Consider the following 18,805-nt stretch of genomic DNA (forward strand, 5'->3'; position numbering starts at 1 on the left):
CCGACCGTCCCGCCGATCCGGGGACGTCGGCTACGGGTTGAGGAATCCGGAGATCCGCTCCCGCAGGTCGGCGCGGTGCGACCAGAACAGCCCGGGTTTGTCGTACACGTGCAGGGTGGCCGCCGGAAGCGCGGCGGCGAGCTGTTCGGCGACCGCGACCGGGTGCAGGTCGTCGCCGGCACATCCGATCACCAGCGCCGGGGCCGTGACGGCGGCGAGGTCGGCCCGCTGCCGGACCGCGACCTGCTCGGGCAGGCCGGCCAGCCCGGCACCGAGCCCGTCCCGGGTCAGTTGGTCGACCCGCTGCCGCAGGTAGGCCCAGCCGACCGGGGTGTTGCGGACCGCCGGGGGCACCTCGGCGGAGACCGCCTCGGCGATCTCGGCGGCGTCGCCGGACCGGACCGCGGTGAGCAGTTCGGTGAGCCGCCGCCGGGCCGCGTCCGGTCGCGGTTCGTCGAGTACGGCGGGCAGCACGAACACCACCCGGCTGAACCGCTCCGGGCTCTCCCACAGCACCCGGCAGAGCGCACCCGCGCCGAGACTCACGCCGAGCGCCTGGGTCGCCCCGCCAAGGTCGGCTACGGCCCGCAGGTCACGGGCCAGGTCGGCGTAGCTCCACCGGCCCTCCGGCGCCTCGGAGCGGCCGTGTCCGCGGAACTGGAAGAAGATCCGGCGACCGGTGACCGCACTGCCCAGCGGTCGGGTGGTCGAGATGCCGGAGCCGAGGCCGTGCGCGAAGACGGTGACCGGGTCACCGGTGCCGGTGACCAGCCGCTCCAGCCGCACCCCGTGCGGGGTGGTGACGAGTTCGGTCTCCGGGTCGGGCAGGGCGGGCCGCCCGCTGCGCGGCGCGCTCGGCCCCGGGCCGTACGTCCGTGGTCCGCCGTCGGGCGGCGGTGGCCAGCGGAAATCCCTCACCAGAAGCCTTTGCCGTCGGTCAGGTCCCGCAGTCCGACCCGGACGTCGAGCAGGTAGATCAACGCCGCCGCGATCCCGACCAGGACGAACAGGCTGAACGCCCCGCGGGTCAGCAGGCTGAGGACCAGGCAGACGGCCAGGATGGCGATCCAGGCTCCCTTGGGGAGGGTGCCGATCGCGGGAAAGGCGTCCGAGCGCTGGGTGACGCAGTGCACCAGCGCGACACCCTGGATCACCAGGGCGAAGACGGTCAGCACCAGGTTGATGACGAAGATGACGTCGACGTAGAAGAGCGGCGCGGCGTGGGCCATGGCGTGAAGCTTATGCCGGGGACCCCGGGTACGTGCCACTTGCCGCACGTACCCGGGGTGAACGACACGGTTACTTGTCGGTGGCCGGTCGGGTCCGCTTCACGGCGGCCGGGCGGGTCGACTTCGTCGCCGTACGCTTCCTCGGCGCCGCCTTGGGGGTGGCGGTGGCGTCGGTGCCGGCCGGCCCCTCGGTCGCGGCGGGCATCGCTGGGGCCTCGGCCGGGGCCTTGATCTGCTCGAGCACCTCGGTCGGGGTGCTGGAGACGGCGGCCGGCGTCGTCGGGGCCTCGGTCACCGCCATGTCGGCGTTGACCGTGTCGGCGGCCTGGACCACGCCGGTGCCGACAACCCGCTCGCCGCGGGCGACGAGTTCGCCGTAGACGGCGACGGCGCGCTCCTGCGCGGCCTGGGCACCGGCGACCACGACCGCCGCGTTGCGCAGCGTCACCGCCCGCAGCTGGTCGAGGTCGAACTCCCGGTTGGTCGCCCGCTGCCGCAGTTCGGCGGTGGTGGTGACGGCCTTCTCCCGCAGCTCCGCGGTGGTGGTGGCCGCCTTCTCGCGGAGCTCGGCGGTGGCGGTCGCGGCCTTGTCCCGCAGTTCGGTGCGGGTGGTCTCGTCGCTGAGGCTGGTCACCACGGCCGGCAGCCGGCGCAGCTGCTGGTAGGCGAGGTCACCGACGCCGGCGACGGCGTAGAGCGGGGCCGGGATGCGACTGGTACGGGGCAGGGTGGTCATGACTACTTCTCCTCGTCAGGGGCCGAGGCGACCGGCGGGGCCGGCGGCGCGGCCTTCTTGACCGCCTTCTTGGCGATCTTCTTCAGGGGTGCGGCGGTGGTGGTCGGCGAAGCGGACACGGCCTCCGTCCCGGTCTCCCGGACGTGCGGTGGGGCGGCCGGGTCGGAGGTGACCGGTGGGGCGGCGGCGCCCGTTTCGGTCACCGCCACGGACTCGAGTACGGCATCCGTGGGGGATTCCCGCTCAGCGCCGGTCGGAACGGCACCCGGCGGAACGGTTTCCGGCCGGGTGTCTTCCGGCCGGGCGTCTTCCGGCCGGGTGTCTTCCGGTTCGGCGTGCCGAAGGTTCTCCCGCCGGAATGTCTCGTAGATCTGACTCAACGACTGCTTCTGCGGCATGGTCAGGTCGGGGTCGGCCGCGATGGCGGCCAACACGCCCTGACCTTCCCGGTCGTCGAGCAGGCCGGCGCGCAGGTACATCGCCGGGGTGGAGACCCGCAGGGCGCTCGCCAGCTGCTGGAGCACCTCGGCGCTCGGCTTGCGCAGTCCCCGCTCGATCTGGCTCAGGTACGGGTTGCTGACCCCGGCCTGCTCGGCCAGTTGCCGCAACGAGATCTTCGCGTTCCGGCGCAGGTCGCGGATGAACCCACCGATGTCGCGGGGAAGGTCCTTCGGGTTGGACATGACATCGACGGTAACCACGCCCGCTTGCAACTGCAAGCAGAATGCTAGCGAAAGTTAGCAGCGTCTCAGCGGTACCCGGTCACCACCGGGTGCGTACGGCGCCGACGAGTTCGCCGCCGCCGTGCAGCGGCAGTTCGGCGAGGCCGTCGAGGACCGGCCCGGTGACGCCGAGCCGGCGAAGGGCGGAGACCACCACCGGGCGGCGGGCCCGGGATGCCCCATCGTCGATCTTGAGGGCGACTGCTCCGCCACCGGGCAGCGCCGCCGCGACCACCCCCTCGGCGCCACTCTTCATCAACAGCCCGGGCACCCCGGTCATCAGCAGCGCGTCGTCGGCGCCGGTACCGGAGACCAGCAGCGGGTGGGCCCGCATCGCGTCGGCGACGGCCCGCTCCACCGAGCCCGGGTCGGCGGCGACCAGCCGCAGGAACGCCCGGGCCAGGCCGGTCAGCGAGATCGCCAGCACCGGTGCCCCACAGCCGTCGATCCCGACCGCCGCCACGCGCTCGCCGGTGAACTCCTCGACGACGGAGGTGATCCGCTGCTGCAGCGGGTGTTCCGGACGCCAGTACCCGTCGGTCGGCCAACCCGCGACCAGGCAGGTGAGCAGCATCCCGGCATGCTTGCCCGAGCAGTTCATCCGCAGCCGGGACGGCCCGCCGCCGGCCCGGAACACCTCGGCCTGGGCGTCGACCGCGAACGGCAGATCGGCCGGGCAGTGCAGGTCGTCCTCGGTCAGCCCGCCACTGCGCAGCAGCGCCTCGATCCGGCTGACGTGGAACTCCTCGCCGGAGTGGCTGGCGCAGACCACCGCCAGGTCCGCCGGGTCCGCCAGCCGCAGCCCGGACCGGACCATCGCGACCGCCTGCATCGGCTTGTTCGAAGACCGGGGAAAGATCGGCGACTCGACGTCACCGACCGCCGACACCACCGCGCCGGTCGGATCGAGGACCACCACGGAACCGTGGTGCACCGACTCCACGAAGCCCGACCTGACCGCCTCGACCAGCGGAACCCCACCCCGGTAACTGTCGCCCATGAAGCGGGACGGTACCGAGCGGTAAGGGGCCGACTTGCAGCGACCCCCTACTTCGCCGACCGGTCGAAGATCGGCTACCTGGCGATTCCGAGCAGGTCACGGGCCTGGGTCGGAGTCAGCGGCGGCCGCTGGGCGAGCTGCGCGGCAGCGACCGCCCGAGCCACCAGTTGCATGTTCGACTCGACCGGCCGCCCCTTGGCGTACGTGATGGTGTCCTCCATCCCGACCCGCAGGTGGCCACCGGCGGCGAGCGAGGCCAGCAGTACCGGCACCGTGCTGCGGCCGATGCCGGTGGCCGAGAACGTCGTCCCCGTCGGCAGGTCCCGCAGCGCCTGGAGACAGGCGACCAGCGCCTCCACACTGCCTGGCATCCCGCCGGGGACCCCCATCACGAAGTCGACGTGCACGTGCCCACCGGCGGGCAGACCGTACCGGTCGAGGAGGCGGCGCAGGGCGGCCAGGTGGCCGAGGTCGAAGATCTCGTACTCGGGCACGATGCCCCGCTCCTGCATCCGGGTGTGCAGGTCGACGATGAACTCCCAGCGGTTCAGGAACACGTCGTCACCGAAGTTGACCGTACCCATCGTGCAGGAGGCCATCTCCGGGCCGGCGTCGAGCACGGCCAGCCGGTCGGCCTCCGGGTCGGTCACCGCGCCGCCGGTGGAGAGCTGCACGATCAGGTCGGTGCCGTCGCGCAACGCCGCGACCGTCTCCCGTAGCCGGCCCGGGTCCAGGGTGGGCCGCGCCCGGTCGTCCCGGATGTGGACGTGGATCACGGCGGCGCCGAGCGCCTCACACTCCTTGGCGGTCAGCAGCAGCTCGTCGAGGGTCACCGGCAGCGCCGAAACCTCCGCCTTCGCCGACTCCGCGCCGGTCGGCGCGACCGTGATCAACGTTCCAGCCGTCATGCCGGCGATCCTAGTCTCGGCCGGTCCGGCAGGATACCTGTCGCAGAGGCGCCGGGCAGGCGCCGCGGCGGGAACGCCGGTCAGTCCGGGTCGATCGCGGCGGCCGTACCGTCGATCAGCAGCGCCGCATCGTCCGGGACCGAACGCTTCAGCACCGCGAGGGCGACCATGCCCAGCTCGTGGTGCCGGACGGCGGTGCCGACGAACCCGACCGTACGCCCCTCAGCCGTCACCGGCGTACCGACCGTCGGCAACTGGTCGGTGGTCACCCCGTCCAGGTGCAGCAGGACCAGCCGGCGCGGCGGACGACCGAGGTTGTGCACCCGGGCCACCGTCTCCTGGCCCCGGTAGCAGCCCTTTTCCAGGTGTACGGCCGGACCGACCAGCCCCACCTCGGCGGGAATCGTCCGGTGGTCGGTCTCGAAACCGACCCGGGGCAGCTTCGCCGCCACCCGCAGCGCCTCGTACGCCCACAGCCCGGCGAGCCCGATCCCGGCGGCGGTCAGCTCGTCGACCACCCGGGTCAGCTCCGGCCGGGGCACCAGCAGGTCGACGCCGAGCCGGACCCGGCGGGCCCAACCGCCGGCCGGGAGCGGACGGACGTCGTACACGACACTCGGGCGGGCCGGGACGGAGCCGGCGGCGAACTTCGGACCCGGCACCGGCAGCTCGTCGGGTTCGGCGAGCCCGGTGACCCCGAGCAGACCGGCCGCCTCGACCGCCCTCGGCCCGACCAGCGACAGCAGCGCCCAGTCGGCGGTGACGTCCCGCGGGTCGACCTGGCTGAAGAACCGCATCTTCTCCAGGTACGTCAGCAGGGCGCCGGTGTCCCCCGGCTCGGTGTCCAGCCAGACGGTGCCACCGTCCTCGGCGACCATCGCGTGCTGCTCGACGTGCCCGTGCGGGGAGAGGACCAGCAGTTCGCTTCCCTGCCCGGCGCGCAGCTGCGCCAGGTGCTGGCTGGTCAGGGTGTGCAGCCAGCTCGTCCGTTCCGCACCGGGTACCGCGATGATCCCCCGGTGCGACCGGTCGACCAGGCCGACGTCGGTGCCGAGCAGCCGCTGCTCCCGCATCGGGTCGCCGTAGTGCGCGGCCACCGGGCGCACCCCGGCCGCGGCATGCTCCGGTTCCGGCTGATCCCGGGTCTGCTCGTCGATCGCCTCGACAGCCACCGCGCCCGTAATGTCGATCATTCCCGCCGCTCTCCACACTCGGTCCGACCGCAGACGCCGAACAGCGCCACGTGCCCGATGTCGACCTGGAACCCCCGCTCCGCCGCGAGCTTCTCCGTGACGGGCTGGAACAGTTCCGGGTCGACCTCGTCCACCGACCCGCAGATCCGGCAGACCAGGTGCACGTGGGTGTTCTCACCCGCGGCGTGGTACGTCGGTGACCCGTGGGACAGATGCGTATGGGTAACCAGTCCGAGGCGTTCGAGTAATTCCAGGGTCCGGTAGATAGTGGTGATGTTCACGCCGGCGGCGACCTCACGGACCGCGGCGTGCACCTGCTCGGGAGTGGCGTGCCCGAGATCGAGCACCGCTTCGAGGATCAGCTGACGCTGCGCGGTCAACCGCAGACCACGGGAACGCAGCATCTCCGCCAGTGACGAATCCGACACCGTCAAAGCATAGTGCGGCCCGCCGCACATCGTCCCGCTCGCCCGCACCCGCCGATGGTCGATCCGGCCGTCGGCCGCCACACCGCCCGGCGGCGGCTACGCTCGACGCCGTGTCCGGGCGCCAGATCGTCGCCGTGCTGGGCCGGGGCGTGGTGCCGGCCGACGAGCCGGTACTCCGCGCCGACGACCGGGGCGCCCTGCACGGCGACGGCCTCTTCGAGACGATGCACGTCCGGCACGGCCGGCCCTGGTTGGCCGACGAACACCTGGCCCGGCTGGTCCGCTCGGCGGTCGCCCTCGACCTGCCGCTGCCGCCCGTCGAAGCCCTCCGGCACCTGCTCGGCACCGCCTGTGCCGACTGGCCGACCGACACCGAGGGTCTGCTGCGTCTGGTCTGCACCCGGGGCCCGGAGCGCGGCACCTCCGGCACGGTCTACGTCACGGTCTCCGAGGTGCCGGAGTCGGTCCGGCGGAGCCGGCGTACCGGGATCAGCGTGGCGACCCTGCCGCTCGGGGTCACCGCCGGCGCCCGTACCCACCGGCCGTGGCTGCTCGCCGGCCTCAAGACCACCTCGTACGCCCCGAACCAGGCCGCCCGCCGCTGGGCGGCGGCGAACGGCGTGGACGACGTGCTCTGGGTCTCCACCGACGGGTACGCGTTGGAGGGGCCGAGCGCCAACCTGGTCTGGCTGACCGGCGACACCCTCTGCACCGTCCCCGCCGACACCGGGATCCTGCCCGGCGTCACCGCCGGCTGGCTGCTCGACCGGGCCACCGCCCTGGGCTGGACGGCGGCCCGGCGCCGGATCTCCCCCACCGACCTGCACCGGACCGACGGGGTCTGGTTCACCTCGTCGGTCCGGGGCCTCGCCGAGGTACGCGCGCTGGACGGCGTACCGCTGCCCGCCTCCCGGCACACCGCCGCCCTCACCGCACTGCTCGGCTTCGCCGAGGTGTGAGGAAGGGGACGGTTCAGCCGCCGACCCGGATCAGCCGGGCGGAGAGGTGCGGCGAGAGCGGCTGACCCATCGCCGCCATGTCCTGGGCGTAGAGCAGAGCGCCCTCGACGATGCCGAACAGCCGGTGACCGGCGGTGACCTCCTTGGCGGTGGACGTACGGATCACCGCGTCGGTGACGATCTCCACCTGGGTTCCGGTGACCTTGCCCAGGTGCAGTTCCATCACCCCGGTCGGGGTGGTGAGCAGCACCTCCAGCTCACCGGTCGGTGTGCCGTCCTCCCGGAGCACCGCCCGCCACCAGCCGACCTCCCGCCCCGCCGGTCGGACCGGTCGGCTCTGCTCGTCCAGGATCCAGGCCCGCGACTCGTAGTAGAGGAACGGCCGCCCGTCGTGGGTGATCCGGATCTCCTGCGCGTAGTCGAAGTCCTCGATGGTGGGGAACCCGCCCCGGCCCCGCCCCCGCCACAACCCGACGTACGGCAGCAACGCGTTCAACGCCGGGTGCAGGGGCGGCCCGGTACGCAGGTCGTACGTCTCCTCGTACGGGTACGGGTCGACCGGCGGCGCGTTCAGCCACGGCGGCGGTGGCTGGATCGGATTGTCACTCACCAACGTGCTCTCACCAACGCCCTCTCGAAATGCGAACAGCTATGTACACCAGGTAACCGGTGAGCGCACCAAATCCCGCCACCAGCAGGCTGACGAACCCAATCTCGGTAACCATGACAGGGTGATCCTATGCTGGCGGCATGGCTCGTACCCTGGTCGTCAAGGCCACCGCCGGTTCGGACGCGCCGGAACGCTGTGCGCAGGCGTTCACCGTGGCCGCCACGGCGGTCGCGTCCGGCGTCGACGTGTCGCTCTGGCTGACCGGTGAGTCGAGCTGGTTCGCCCTGCCCGGCCGGGCCGACGAGTTCGAGCTGCCGCACTCCGCGCCGCTGGCCGAACTGCTGCACGTGATCCTCAGCAGCGGCCGGGTCACGGTCTGCACCCAGTGTGCCGCCCGCCGCGAGATCGGCGAGGGAGACGTCCTGCCCGGGGTACGGATCGCCGGTGCGGCCGTCTTCGTCGAGGAGATCATGGCCGACGGAGCCCAGGCGCTGGTCTACTGACGCCCGGACCGACCGCCGGTCTCAGCCGGAGCAGCCGCTGGTGACCGCCACCCGGGTCGTACCGTCGAGCGCCTCGACCACCACGTCGAGCCGGCCGACCCGGTAGGCGTACGACTCGGGGGTGTCGGTGACCACGACGGTGCCGGCGGGGCGGGGCAACAGCGCGCCGGGCGACTCGGCGGGCGCTCCCTGCCCGGTCGCCCGGGCCGTCCGGACGAACCCGCCGTCGGGGCAGCGGGCGGCGGTCAGCTCGACCGGGGTGGGGTCGGTCGCACCGATCGCCGCGAGCACCCGGACCGGCTCGTTGTCGGCGGGGTCGGGCGGCAACGGCGCCACCGCGTGACGCTGCTGCGGCCCGGCCGGCCGGCAGCCGGTGCGCACGGTCAGCCGGACCAGCCCCGGCGACACCAGGTCGCCGCTGACCGCGACGAACTCCCCGGCGTCGGCGTGCAGGGTGTGGTCGGTGCCGTCGGGGCTGTGCCAGACGCTGGGCCGGTATCCGGCGGGCAGCGACTGGGCGATCCGGTCGAGCAACCCGGGGCCGTCCGCCTCCGGGGTACGGAAGGCGACCGACGCGGTCAACGACTCGCCCCGGCGTAGCACGGTGAGCCGGCAGTCGGTGTCCAGCCGCTGCTGACCGAGTTCCACCACCGGGTCCGGGCCGGCGGCCGCGACGAGTTCGCCGACCGCCCGGTCCACGATCGGCCGGGCCTGGGTGAGGCTGCGCTGCTCACGTACGGTCGGCTCGTCGCGTAGTGCGGAGAAGGCGGTGGCGCCGAGCAGCAGCACGGCCCAGCCGGCGACCACGGCGTAGAGCGTCCGACGCCGACGCTGACGCCGACGGCGGTCGACCGGAGGCTCCGGTTGCGGCGTCGGCCAGACCGGGGCCGGGACGTCTGTGGTCACGCCGCCATGGTGGCACGCCGCGCCGGGAGCGACGGGGCCGCCACCACCCGCCACCGCCGACCCGGGCTACCGGCGCTCCGGCTCGCCCGGGGTCAGCCGGTAGCCGACCCCACGTACGGTCTGCACCTGCGGTCCCCCCTCGACGGCGCGCAGCTTGCGGCGGAGCCGTTTGACCGCCGAGTGCAGGATGGCGGTGTCGCCGAGGTACGCGCCGCCCCAGACCGAACCGAAGAGCCGCTCGTACGTCCAGACCCCGAGCGGCGTGCTGGCCAGCCGGGCGAGCAGTTCCCGCTCCAGCCGGGTGAGCGCGAGTGGCTCGCCGCGCCAGGTGACCAGGTGCCCGCCGGGGTCGACGGAGAGGTCGCCGAGGCTCACCGGTCCCGGTGCTGATTCTGTCCCGTTGCCCATCATCGGAAAGAGCATTGCCCGCAACTCGGACAGATCGGAGCAGATCACCACGGTTCCGAAGTCGTCCAGTCGCCGCACCACCCGTTCCCGCACCGCGACATCCGTCGATACGCATACGACCAGTGGGACTTCTCCGTTCGCCACCGTTCTCCTCCCCGCCGCCAAGTCGACTCAAGCCAAACCGGTTTGGCCGGACGAGTCAACAGCGACGGCAACCGATGCGAGGCAGTTATCTGTTCGCTGACCGAAATACGCCCTGTTACTGCCTAGATACTGCTCTACCTCGAGCATTGATCACTACCCCGGGGAGCAAGAGCATTACTCCAAGCCGATGTGGGGGGCGCTGTGCGTGAACGAACGTCGGACCCACGGGTGCCCGCGGCACCGGACATCCCGGAGCGCAGTGGTTGGCCACCGAGCGGATCGGCGGCCGGGAAGTGGGAGGTAGCATGCCGCATCGACCAGGCCGCAGCAAGGCTGGGCGGCTCAGATCATGGCGCGCGGTCGCCCTCGGCGTCGCCGTCGTCCTCGGCATCACCGGGCAACCCGCCCTCGCCGGCGCCGCCGGCCCGGAAGCCTCGGTGAGCGGCGAACTGCTCGCCGAACTCTCCACCAAGGGCAGCACCACCTTCACCGTCTACCTGCGGGAAAGGGCCAAACTCAGCGACGCGGCCACACTGGCCGACGACACCGCCCGAGCCACCGAGGTCTACCGCCAACTCACCGGCACCGCCGAACGCAGCCAGCGGGATCTCCGCGACGAACTCGACAAGCGCGGGGCGAAGTACACGTCGTACTGGATCGCCAACGCGGTGCGGGTCGAGGGTGACCGGAGCCTGGTCGACAGCATCGCCGCCCGCGACGACGTGTCGAGCATCGAGCCGAGCCGCAGCTATGAACTGATCAAACCGGTCGAGATGCGGTCCGGCACCGACAACACCACCAACGCCGTCGAATGGAACGTCAGCAACATCGAAGCCCCCCGGGTCTGGTCCGAGTTCGGCACCCGGGGCGAGGGCATCGTGGTCGCCAACATCGACAGTGGCGTCCAGTTCGACCACCCGGCGCTGGTCGGCTCCTACCGGGGCAACAACGGTGGGACCTTCGACCACAACTACAACTGGTTCGACCCGGCCGAGGTCTGCGCCAACAACACGCCGTGCGACAACAACGGCCACGGTACGCACACCATGGGCACCATGGTCGGCGACGACGGCGCCGCCAACCAGGTCGGGGTCGCCCCCGGCGCCACCTGGATCGCGGCCAAGGGCTGCGAGACCAACAACTGCTCCGACGCCTCGCTGCTCGCCGCCGGCCAGTGGGTGCTGGCGCCGACCGACCTGAACGGGCAGAACCCCCGCCCCGACCTGCACGCCGACGTGGTCAACAACTCGTGGGGCGGCGGCCGCGGCGACGAGTGGTACGAGCAGACCATCAACTCCTGGCGGGCCGCCGGCATCTTCCCCACCTTCTCCGCCGGCAACGACGGGCCGGGCTGCAACACCACCGAGAACCCCGGCGACTACCCGAACGCGTACGGGGTCGGGTCGTACGACATCAACAACAACGTCTCCGACTTCTCCGGCCGGGGCACGTCGAGCATCGACGGCGCGGTCAAGCCGAACATCGCCGCACCGGGCAGCAGTGTCCGGTCCAGCCTGCCCGGCAACGGCTACGGCACCGGCAGCGGCACGTCGATGGCGGCACCACACGTCTCCGCCACCGTCGCCCTGGTCTGGTCGGTCTCCCCGGCGATGAAGGGCAACGTCGACGCCACCGAGCAACTCCTCGACGACACCGCCACCGACGTCAACGCGCTCACCTGCGGTGGCACCGTCGACTTCAACAACGTCTTCGGCGAGGGCCGGCTCAACGCGTACCAGGCGGTCAACGCCGCACCGCGCGGCGACGGCGGCCGGATCAGCGGTGTGGTCACCGCGGCCGGCAGCGGCACACCGGTCGCCGGCGCCACGGTCGGCACCGGCACCCTCAACGTGGTGACCGGCCCCGACGGCCGCTACTCGCTGGTCGTACCGGTCGGCGAGCACGTGGTGACGGCCAGCGCGTACGGCTACGCGACCGCCACCGCGACGGTGACCGTCGACAGCGGTGACATCGTCACGCAGAACTTCACGCTCACCGCCGCACCGACGGTGACCATCGCAGGCAGGGTCGTCGACGGCTCCGGCCACGGCTGGCCGCTGTACGCGAAGATCGAGGTGGCCGGTCGACCCGGCGGTCCGGTCTTCACCAACCCGGCCACCGGGGCCTACTCGTTCACCGTCCCGGCCAACGCCACCTACCGGCTCAACACCACGGTCGTCTACCCCGGCTACCAGCCGGTGGCCACCGACGTCCAGGTCGGTACGGGCAGCCGGACCGTCAACATCTCCGCCAGGGTGGCGCCGGCCTGCACCGCCGCCGGCTACCTGCCGGGGATCAGCGACCCGGTGCTGTCGCAGAGCTTCGACGGCACCACCGCGCCGGACGGCTGGTCGGTGGTGAACCGCACCACCAGCGGCGGTTGGACCTTCACCGACACCCGGGCGCGGGGCAACCTGACCGGCGGCAGCGGCAACTTCGCGATCATCGACAGTGACGCGCTGGGCAGCGGAAACACCCAGGACACCGACCTGGTCACGCCGACTCTGGACCTCTCCGGGACCGGCGCGCCGCTGCTGAGGTTCAACAGCGACTGGCGGGCGGTCGGGGTCAGCGACACCGCCGACGTCGACGTCTCCACCGACGGCGGCACCACCTGGACCAACGTCTGGCACCAGACGGTCAGCCGGCGTGGCCCCCGGGTCGAGGAGATCCCGCTCGACGCGGCGGCCGGCGCGGCCGAGGTGCGGGTCCGGTTCCGGTTCAAGGGCACCTTCGCCTGGTGGTGGCAGGTGGACAACGTCCAGGTGGTCAACCGGCTCTGCACCCCGAAGCCCGGCGGCCTGGTGGTCGGCTTCACCACCGACTCCAACACCGGCGCGGCGGTCAACGGGGTGACGGTGACCAGCGACGCCGCCCCGACCGACAAGGGGGTCTCGGCGCCGACGCCGGACGACCCGAACATCCCGGACGGCTTCTACTGGCTCTTCTCCAGCCTCAGCGGACAGCAGTCCTTCACCGCCAGCCTGCCGCCGTTCCGGGCGTTCACCAAGAACGTGACGGTGGACGCCGACAGCACCAAGCGGGCCGACTTCGCGCTCAAGGCCGCCCGGCTGACGCTGGACCGGAGCGAGATCGAGATGCACCAGCCGTACGGCAGCACCCGCACCGTCAAGGTGACGGTCACCAACACCGGCAACGCGCCGGCAACGGTGGAGCTGCTGGAACGGTCGGGCGGCTTCGACCTGCTCTCGGCCAGGGGCGCGGAACTCGTCGAGTACAAGATGAAGGGGATCAGCAAGGCGGCCACCGGCATCGCGTACGGCGCCCCGACGAACTCGGCCGCGGCGGCTCCGCTGGTCGACGACGCCTGGACCCGGGTCGCGAACGCCCCGGCGGCGGTCTTCGACAACTCGACGGTGACCCTGAACGGCCGGGTCTACTCGGTCGGCGGCGGCAGCGGCACCGGCAACGAGCGCAAGACCTGGGTGTACGACCCGTCGGCCGACACCTGGAGTGCCCTGCCGGACCTGCCCACCGCCCGGTCGAAGCCGGCGCTCGGCGCGATCAACGGCAAGATCTACGCCGTCGGTGGCTGGGGTGCCGGGTCGACGCCGGTGGCCACGGTCGACGTCTTCGACCCGGCGACCAACACCTGGAGCACCCTGCCCGGTGTCACCAACCCGGTGCCCCGGGCGGCGACCGCGGCGGCGGTCTCCGGCGGCAAGCTCTACGTGGTCGGTGGCTGTGGTGACAGCGCCTGCGGTACGGACACCGCCGACGTCGTGGTCTTCGACCCGTCGACCAACCAGTTCAGTCAGGCGGCCGACTACCCACAGGGGGTCTCCTGGATGTCCTGCGGCGGCATCGGCGGCAGGGTCTACTGCGCCGGCGGTGTCGGCACGGTCGAGTTCGACAACGGGTACGTCCTGGACCCGGCGGCCAACACCTGGTCGCCGTTGCCGGACATGCCGATCGACCTGTGGGGTTCGCAGTACGCCGCCGCCGGCAACATGCTGGTCCTGGCCGGTGGGGCGACCGCGAACTCGTCCACTCTGACCAACCGGACCATCGCGTACGACCCGACGGCCGGGGCCTGGGTGAACCTGCCGAACGCGCAGTTCGCCCGCTACCGGGGCGGCGGCGTCTGCGGCGCGTACAAGGTCGGTGGTTCGCCGAGCTCGTTCGTCGGGTCGGCGGAGACCGAGCGCCTCGGCGGTCTGGAGTCCTGTGTGGAGGCGGGTGACGCCTCCTGGCTCAGCACGTCGCCGAGCAGCTTCACGCTGGCGGCGGGCGCGTCGAAGGTCGTCTCGGTGGTCCTGACCGCGACGGCCGAGGCCGGGGTGGCCCAGCCCGGCACCTACGACGCCGAGCTGGCGTTGGTCGCGAACACGCCGTACCCGGTCGGCTCGGTGGACGTGGAGATGAACGTCTCCCCGCCGGCGAGCTGGGGCAAGATCCAGGGTTCGGTGATCGGCCTGACCTGCGGTGGCGCCGAGGTGCCGCTGGCGGCAACGGTACGGGTGAACCTGGTCAGCGATCCGGCCACCGGCTACACCCTCACCGCCGACAACGGCCGGTACGCCTGGTGGCTGCCGAAGGGCCGGTACGACGTGATCGTCGCCAAGGACGGCTGGGTGCCGCAGGTGAAGCGGCAGCAGGTCCAGGCCGGCCTGGTCAGCACGCTCGATTACGTCCTCGCCCCGGTGGCTGCCTGCCCGGAACGCCTCGGCGGGATCTGAGCCGCTGACCGGCGGGGATCTGAGCCGGTAACACCCGCTCGTCGGTGCCCGTCGCCCCACCCGGGGCGGCGGGCACCGCCGTGTGCGGCGCCGGAGTCCTCGCTGCGGGCACCGCCGTGTGCGGCGCCGGGATCCGTTTGTCGATCATCGCCGCCACGGCCCGGCGAGTTCCTAGGATGGGAGCGGCGTGGCCGTACCGGTCGGGCCGGTCGCCGCGCCGACCGACAACCGTCCGAGCGAGGAGAGAAGATGGCGAAGCGTCCTCCGGTACCTCCGTTCACCCGGGAGACCGCGATCCAGAAGGTCCGGCTGGCCGAGGACGCCTGGAACTCGCGGGACCCGGAGAAGGTGGCGCTGGCCTACACCCCGGACACCCGCTGGCGGAACCGGTCCGAGTTCGTCAACGGGCGGGACGAGGTTGTCGGATTCCTCCGCCGGAAGTGGGCGCGGGAGCTGGAGTACCGGCTGATCAAGGAACTGTGGGCGGTCGAGGGTAACCACATCGCGGTCCGGTTCGCGTACGAGTGCCACGACGGCTCCGGGAACTGGTTCCGCTCGTACGGGAACGAGAACTGGGAGTTCGACGACGACGGCCTGATGCGGGTCCGGTTGGCCAGCATCAACGACCTGCCGATCCAGGAGTCGGAGCGGAAGTACCACTGGCCGCTCGGGCGTCGCCCGGACGACCACCCCGGGCTGAGCGACCTCGGCCTCTGAATCCTGAGCACCCGTCACCGGCGGGTCACCGGTGAGCGGCCCGGTGCAGTTCCAGGAGCCGGTCCCGCAGCTCGGGCCGGACGGCGAGGGGCCGCACCGCGGTCGCCATCAGGCCCCGAACGGCGTCCGGACCGGCGGCCCGGGCGGTCTCCAGCTGCTCGGGGGCGACCGCCTCGACGAGTTCCCGCATGATCCCGGTGAGCGGCTGTCCGCCGAGTACGGCGAGTTCGGCCCGTTCCGGCCCGGTGAGCCGGTGGTTGAGTCGGGCGAGCCGGGCGGCGAGGGTGGCGACCTCGTCCGGGGTGACGCTGAGCCGCGCCGCCCTGCCGATCAACTCGGGCAGCGGCAGCTGCCGTTCGGTGCACCGGTGCAGCGGGACCGCCTCGGCCAGCGCCGCGTCGGTGACCCCGACCGCGTCGACGACCACGAACCGGTCCTTGACCGGCGCGTCCCCGGTGATCGCCCGGAATTCTGCCGGTGGAACGGTCCGGGCGGCGCGCCCGGTCAGCCGGGCGAGGTGGCCGGCGTTGCGAACCGGCCGGAGCAGGACGACGCACTCCAGCGCCGGTACGTCGATCCCGGTGGCGATCAGGTCGTCGGTGACGGCGATCCGGGGGTACGGAGTGTCCCGGAAGGCTCGGAGCAGCTCGTCCGGGTCGCCCGCCGACCACCGTGTCCCGTACGTGATCGCCACCGCGAACGGCTCCCCGGCGGCGGCGATACCGCTGGCGGCGCTGGTGGCGGCGCGGTCGCCAGCGGCGGTGGTGGCCCGGTCGCCGGTACCGGCGGTGGTGGCGAAGACGTCGCGGACCAGGGTCACGACCTCCTCGGCGTGCCCGGCGTCCCGGGCCAGGATCAGCGTCTTCGGCACCTGGGTCCGCCCCGGGAAGATCTCGCTGGGCAGCCGGTCCCGGAACGTCTCCAGCACGAGCCGCAACTGCTCCGGCGCCGCCGGCACCACGCGGCCGGGCTGACCGCCGACGTACCCGAAGTCGTCCTCGACCTCGTGGTGACGTTCGGCCCGGGTGTGCTGCTCCCACCTCGGCACCACCGGGCCGGCCTCGACCGACCCGCCCGGCACACCGTCGGGGACCCTGATCCGGTACGTGTCGAAGTCGAGCCCGACCCCGTCGGCGACCGCCTCCTGCCCGGTGTACTCCGCGACCAGGTTCTGTTGGAAGAAGCCGAAGCTCTGCTGGACCGGCGCGGTGGTCAGTCCGACGACGACCGCGTCGAAGTACTCGAGCACCCCTCGCCACTGGCCGTAGACCGCGCGGTCGCAGTCGTCGACCACGATCACGTCGAACGTCTCCGGGGGCAGGTTCGGGTGGTAGCCGACCTCGACCGGGGTGTCCGACTCGTAGCTGTCGTACGCCTCGTCGTCGTGGTCGGCGTCGGGCAGTTCCCGGCCGGCCAGTGCGGCGTACAGGCGCTGGACGGTCGAGATGACCACCCGGGCGGAGCCGAGCATGGTGGCACCGGAGAGCCGGTCGACGGGGTAGGACTCGGAAAAGCTCGGTCCGTCGTCCGGGCTGCGGTATCCGGCGTACCGGGCGAGGGCCTGCCGGCCGAGGTTGTTCCGGTCGACCAGGTGGAGCACCCGGTGGGCGCCGGCGTACCGGAGCAGTCGGTAGCTGGCGGCGACGGCGACACGCGTCTTGCCGGTCCCGGCCGCCAGGTGGATCAGCGACCGTGGCCGGTCCTCGGCCAGCGACCGTTCGAGGGCCTCCAGCGCGGCGTGCTGCGCTGGCCACAGCCCGTACGCGGGTAGCGGCGGCAGCTGGCGGAGCCGGGCCCGCAGGGTCGGAGCCCGCGGATCGTCGTCCGCCGCGCGCATCCACCGCGCGAGCGTCGCGGGCCGATGGACGGAGAACACCTCCCGGGTACGCGGAAACGGGTCGAGTCCGTTGACGGAGGCCGTCCCGGTGCCGGTGGCCAGGTATCCGAAGGGCAGCGGTTGACCGGGCCGCCACACGGTCGGCCGTTGTGCGGCGGTGAGTCCCGGCCGGTACCCGCCCGGCCGGAGGACGTTCCCGGTGGCTTCCGGCGCCGTCTCGACGACCCCGACGAGTCGGCCGTCGACGTGCAGCAGATAGTCGGTCGGCCCGATGGTCCCGTCGGTCCGGCGTACGGCGACGCCGAGCGCGGCGGCGAGGTTGCTCCGGTTCTCCGACTGCACCACCCAGCCGGCCGCCGCGAGGTGGCGATCGAGTTCGTCCCGCAGCCGCGGTCCGGCGAGCGGCTCGCGGGACGTCCGCCGGAGTTGGTTGACCAACTCCTCCCGCCGGTCGGTGGGGATCCGCTCCGGCGGACGACGGTCGAACTCCTGCCGGGCGGCCTCGATCGCCGGCCGCAGACTCTCGAACAGCCCGGCGGCCGTGCTGCCCGGGCGCCGGTCGGCGGCTGTCCTGTCCGGACCCGGCTCGGTGGCCGGGGGTGGGCTCGGTGGGACGAAGCTGACCGGGGTCCGGTCCCCGGTCGTCGCCCGGTGCCACCAGCTGCCGAGGGTGAAGCAGGCGCGCAGACAGTCGAGCGCGGCCCCCGGTTCGTCCGGCCCGTCCGGCGGCTCGTGGGTCAACTGTCCGATGCCCCGCAGCTGTTCGAAGGCGGCGAGGATGTGCGGTACCAGCACACCGCTCGCGACCAGTGCCCGTATCCGGTGGTGAAAGCTGCCGCTGCGCGGCCGGGAGTTGGTGCGGCGTACCAGGTCCTGGGCGAGGATTTCACCAAAGGCACGGGCGGCGGTCATTGACCTGACTGGATCACGATAGACCAGCGACTCCGCGCCCGCGCCGTAGCAGAGCAGCAGTGGCTGCGCCGCCAGGAAGCCGAAGTTGCCGGACCGTTCCGCCAACCGGCGTACCTGTCGGAGATCCACGACGACGCACACTCCACTGACCAGACGGAGATCAACAAAAGCCAGGTGGGACGGGTGGTCGGGCCGGTGTCCGGTGGGCGCCGACGCCGTACCTCCGTCGGCGCAGGACGACAATGGACGAGAATGTACCGCGATCGGGGCGAGGTTTCCACCGGACGCCGTCCGATCCGCCGGCGACATTCGACAACGGGCCGGCGCCTTTGTGTCTCCGCGCAGGGTCCGGTCGCCGTTTCCCTCATCATCGCAGCGCCGGCCGGAAACGATTTGCCGGCAACTCGGAGAACAGGGTGACGGCCGAGCTTTCCGGGGCCGTACCCGATTGACGACCCCGTCGGTGGGACGGATACCCGACATTGTCGGCGACCGACATCGCATGCGGTGCCACCGGCGGAAACCCTGGCGCCCGAGGCGGCGGGCGAGCCAGCGAGAGCAGGACCGAACACGCCGACGAACAGGGAAATCCGGGCAGACGGCAGCGATCGGACATTGCGCCGTCAACACCCTTCGGATGTCGTGACCCTGGCCACAATGACGATTGGCGACGTTCAGCAGAAATAACGCGTCACAGGGAGCAGGTAACCTGCACGTCGTGCCGGAGATGTTACCACTTCTTGTTACCGATCGGTATATTTTTGCGGTGACTGATCAGGTGGTGGTTACGGCGGTGGGTAGCCAGGGACGGCCGGCGGCGAGTTCGGTGAGGGCGTTGATGATGTTGCGGCCGTGTGCGGTGGCGGTGGCGAGGTAGGAGCGGATCAGCGCGA

Annotated in this window: 17 protein-coding genes; 4 read left to right on the forward strand and 13 right to left on the reverse strand. The window is 72.1% G+C overall.

Annotated elements, in window-relative coordinates; genetic code table 11:
- Positions 1 to 30: 30 nt before the first annotated feature.
- From ABGB21_RS16950 to ABGB21_RS16985, 8 genes are all read right to left on the reverse strand, one after another.
- Positions 31 to 918 (reverse strand): alpha/beta hydrolase, encoded by an 888-nt coding sequence (locus tag ABGB21_RS16950; protein ID WP_347651886.1) that lies wholly within the window; start codon positions 916 to 918, stop codon positions 31 to 33.
- The gene (locus ABGB21_RS16955; RefSeq protein ID WP_347651887.1) at positions 915 to 1,229 is read right to left on the reverse strand and encodes a DUF2516 family protein; all 315 of its coding nucleotides are present in this window, start codon (positions 1,227 to 1,229) and stop codon (positions 915 to 917) included. The genes ABGB21_RS16950 and ABGB21_RS16955 overlap by 4 nt, the downstream gene beginning before the upstream one ends.
- Positions 1,230 to 1,299: 70 nt before the next feature.
- Positions 1,300 to 1,965 carry a hypothetical protein gene (locus tag ABGB21_RS16960; RefSeq protein WP_347651888.1) on the reverse strand — a complete coding sequence of 222 codons (666 nt, stop codon included), beginning with the start codon at positions 1,963 to 1,965 and terminating at the stop codon, positions 1,300 to 1,302.
- Positions 1,966 to 1,967: 2 nt separating this feature from the next.
- Entirely contained in the window at positions 1,968 to 2,648 is a 681-nt protein-coding gene (locus ABGB21_RS16965; protein ID WP_347678483.1) for a helix-turn-helix domain-containing protein, read from the reverse strand.
- 79 nt (positions 2,649 to 2,727) lie between these two features.
- A complete protein-coding gene (locus ABGB21_RS16970; RefSeq protein WP_347651890.1) occupies positions 2,728 to 3,687 on the reverse strand; it encodes an asparaginase in 960 nt (319 codons plus the stop codon).
- Positions 3,688 to 3,761: 74 nt separating this feature from the next.
- Complete coding sequence (locus tag ABGB21_RS16975; protein ID WP_347651891.1) at positions 3,762 to 4,595, reverse strand: 3-keto-5-aminohexanoate cleavage protein; 834 nt, start codon at positions 4,593 to 4,595, stop codon at positions 3,762 to 3,764.
- Positions 4,596 to 4,675: 80 nt separating this feature from the next.
- Positions 4,676 to 5,788, reverse strand: coding sequence for a folate-binding protein (locus ABGB21_RS16980; protein WP_347651892.1), 1,113 nt, complete (start codon positions 5,786 to 5,788; stop codon positions 4,676 to 4,678).
- A complete protein-coding gene (locus ABGB21_RS16985; protein WP_347651977.1) occupies positions 5,785 to 6,192 on the reverse strand; it encodes a transcriptional repressor in 408 nt (135 codons plus the stop codon). The genes ABGB21_RS16980 and ABGB21_RS16985 overlap by 4 nt, the downstream gene beginning before the upstream one ends.
- A 134-nt stretch (positions 6,193 to 6,326) precedes the next feature.
- Between ABGB21_RS16985 and ABGB21_RS16990 the strand changes: the two genes are divergently transcribed.
- Positions 6,327 to 7,175 (forward strand): aminotransferase class IV, encoded by an 849-nt coding sequence (locus ABGB21_RS16990; protein ID WP_347651893.1) that lies wholly within the window; start codon positions 6,327 to 6,329, stop codon positions 7,173 to 7,175.
- Between the two features lie 13 nt (positions 7,176 to 7,188).
- Here the strand turns inward: ABGB21_RS16990 and ABGB21_RS16995 are convergent, their stop codons facing one another.
- Together ABGB21_RS16995 and mtfM are read right to left on the reverse strand one after the other, a co-directional pair.
- Positions 7,189 to 7,788, reverse strand: a complete 600-nt coding sequence (locus ABGB21_RS16995) for an FABP family protein (RefSeq protein WP_347651894.1) — start codon at positions 7,786 to 7,788, stop codon at positions 7,189 to 7,191.
- A 7-nt stretch (positions 7,789 to 7,795) separates the two neighbouring features.
- Entirely contained in the window at positions 7,796 to 7,900 is a 105-nt protein-coding gene (gene mtfM, locus ABGB21_RS17000) for a small membrane protein MtfM (protein WP_347651895.1), read from the reverse strand.
- A gap of 25 nt (positions 7,901 to 7,925) precedes the next feature.
- On the opposite strand from mtfM, the gene ABGB21_RS17005 reads away from it, so the two are divergent.
- The gene (locus tag ABGB21_RS17005; protein ID WP_347651896.1) at positions 7,926 to 8,288 is read left to right on the forward strand and encodes a DsrE family protein; all 363 of its coding nucleotides are present in this window, start codon (positions 7,926 to 7,928) and stop codon (positions 8,286 to 8,288) included.
- Between the two features lie 21 nt (positions 8,289 to 8,309).
- Here the strand turns inward: ABGB21_RS17005 and ABGB21_RS17010 are convergent, their stop codons facing one another.
- Positions 8,310 to 9,194, reverse strand: coding sequence for a hypothetical protein (locus ABGB21_RS17010; RefSeq protein WP_347651897.1), 885 nt, complete (start codon positions 9,192 to 9,194; stop codon positions 8,310 to 8,312).
- Positions 9,195 to 9,260: 66 nt separating this feature from the next.
- The gene (locus ABGB21_RS17015; protein WP_347651898.1) at positions 9,261 to 9,746 is read right to left on the reverse strand and encodes a winged helix-turn-helix domain-containing protein; all 486 of its coding nucleotides are present in this window, start codon (positions 9,744 to 9,746) and stop codon (positions 9,261 to 9,263) included.
- 305 nt (positions 9,747 to 10,051) lie between these two features.
- Here ABGB21_RS17015 and ABGB21_RS17020 point away from each other — a divergent pair, with 305 nt between their 5' ends.
- Both ABGB21_RS17020 and ABGB21_RS17025 read left to right on the forward strand, forming a co-directional pair.
- Complete coding sequence (locus ABGB21_RS17020) at positions 10,052 to 14,446, forward strand: S8 family serine peptidase (RefSeq protein WP_347651899.1); 4,395 nt, start codon at positions 10,052 to 10,054, stop codon at positions 14,444 to 14,446.
- Between the two features lie 249 nt (positions 14,447 to 14,695).
- Positions 14,696 to 15,163 carry a nuclear transport factor 2 family protein gene (locus tag ABGB21_RS17025; protein ID WP_347651900.1) on the forward strand — a complete coding sequence of 156 codons (468 nt, stop codon included), beginning with the start codon at positions 14,696 to 14,698 and terminating at the stop codon, positions 15,161 to 15,163.
- 25 nt (positions 15,164 to 15,188) lie between these two features.
- Here the strand turns inward: ABGB21_RS17025 and ABGB21_RS17030 are convergent, their stop codons facing one another.
- A complete protein-coding gene (locus ABGB21_RS17030; protein ID WP_347678485.1) occupies positions 15,189 to 18,041 on the reverse strand; it encodes a DEAD/DEAH box helicase family protein in 2,853 nt (950 codons plus the stop codon).
- Positions 18,042 to 18,805: the final 764 nt, after the last annotated feature.

The organism is Plantactinospora sp. B24E8 (assembly GCF_039871735.1).
Lineage (GTDB): Bacteria > Actinomycetota > Actinomycetes > Mycobacteriales > Micromonosporaceae > Plantactinospora.

Bases quoted from the DNA above. Each gene is read 5' to 3' on its own strand.
- ABGB21_RS16960 (WP_347651888.1), bottom strand. From the start codon at position 1,965: ATGACCACCCTGCCCCGTACCAGTCGCATCCCGGCCCCGCTCTACGCC.
- ABGB21_RS16980 (WP_347651892.1), bottom strand. From the start codon at position 5,788: ATGATCGACATTACGGGCGCGGTGGCTGTCGAGGCGATCGACGAGCAG.
- ABGB21_RS16970 (WP_347651890.1), bottom strand. From the start codon at position 3,687: ATGGGCGACAGTTACCGGGGTGGGGTTCCGCTGGTCGAGGCGGTCAGG.
- ABGB21_RS16965 (WP_347678483.1), bottom strand. From the start codon at position 2,648: ATGTCCAACCCGAAGGACCTTCCCCGCGACATCGGTGGGTTCATCCGC.
- mtfM (WP_347651895.1), bottom strand. From the start codon at position 7,900: ATGGTTACCGAGATTGGGTTCGTCAGCCTGCTGGTGGCGGGATTTGGT.
- ABGB21_RS17025 (WP_347651900.1), top strand. From the start codon at position 14,696: ATGGCGAAGCGTCCTCCGGTACCTCCGTTCACCCGGGAGACCGCGATC.
- ABGB21_RS16975 (WP_347651891.1), bottom strand. From the start codon at position 4,595: ATGACGGCTGGAACGTTGATCACGGTCGCGCCGACCGGCGCGGAGTCG.
- ABGB21_RS16955 (WP_347651887.1), bottom strand. From the start codon at position 1,229: ATGGCCCACGCCGCGCCGCTCTTCTACGTCGACGTCATCTTCGTCATC.
- ABGB21_RS17020 (WP_347651899.1), top strand. From the start codon at position 10,052: ATGCCGCATCGACCAGGCCGCAGCAAGGCTGGGCGGCTCAGATCATGG.
- ABGB21_RS16985 (WP_347651977.1), bottom strand. From the start codon at position 6,192: ATGCTGCGTTCCCGTGGTCTGCGGTTGACCGCGCAGCGTCAGCTGATC.
- ABGB21_RS17005 (WP_347651896.1), top strand. From the start codon at position 7,926: ATGGCTCGTACCCTGGTCGTCAAGGCCACCGCCGGTTCGGACGCGCCG.